This is a genomic window from Oleiphilus sp. HI0125, assembly GCF_001635355.1.
Map to the genome: position 1 here is coordinate 1 of NZ_LWGF01000249.1, position 924 is coordinate 924.

Below are 924 nucleotides of genomic sequence, written 5' to 3' on the forward strand. Positions count from 1 at the left end.
ACTATACTCACTTAAAGATCTTTGGAGACGTAGTATTTGTTACCTTTTATTTCTGAAAAACAGGCACTTATATACGATTGGTTGATGCGTCCGGTAAGTTCAGACAAAAGCTCAATTGAACGATTAGGGCATCGTACGGCTCGTGTATGCTTTGCGATTGTACGAGACATAATGCAAGGCAATGTCTCTTTGCACGCAATGAGCTTGGTGTTTACCAGTATTTTATCCGTTGTGCCGCTCTTAGCGCTGAGCTTTTCATTGCTGCGATATTTCAACGTACAAAATCACTTCCTGCCTGCGATCGAGCATTTTCTCTTACCGATGGGAGAAAAAGGCCAAGAAATTCTGAACTCGATCCTTCAGTTTGTCGACAACGTGAAAGTCGGCGTTCTGGGTGCAGTTGGTCTGGTCTTATTGCTGTACACAGTGGTTTCCCTAGTACAGAAGGTTGAACACGCATTTAATCAAATTTGGTATGTCGCAAGTACGCGCTCAGTTAGTCGTCGTTTGAGCAATTACATGAGCATGATCTTTGTAGGGCCCATTCTGCTGGTGGCTGGTATCTCTCTCGCAAGTGGAGTTTTAGATAGCGCTATTGTGACAAAGCTTCGTCTTGTGGAACCGCTTGGCTTTGTTTTTTCGCTTGTTACCGCGGTTATGCCAGTTGTGGTGTTGATTGCAGCCTTTACTTTTTTTTATACGCTCGTACCGAATACGCGGGTCAAAACTTCTAGCGCCTTAATCGGTGCCATTGTTGCAGGCATTGCGTGGCAAATAGCGGGCAAAGCCTTTACGGCATTTGTGGTGAGTTCGGCGCGCTATGACATGATTTATTCAGGCTTTGCTGTCGGTATCGTTGCTTTGTTGTGGTTGTATGCAAGTTGGTTAATTTTATTACTAGGCTCTGTTATAGCGTTTTATGTT

The 924-nt window shown here is 44.2% G+C and carries 1 protein-coding gene; it reads left to right on the forward strand.

Annotation, left to right across the window (positions count from 1 at the left end):
• Positions 1-36: 36 nt before the first annotated feature.
• On the forward strand, positions 37-924 hold an 888-nt coding region (locus A3762_RS03690; RefSeq protein ID WP_156493199.1), incomplete at its 3' end, for a YihY/virulence factor BrkB family protein.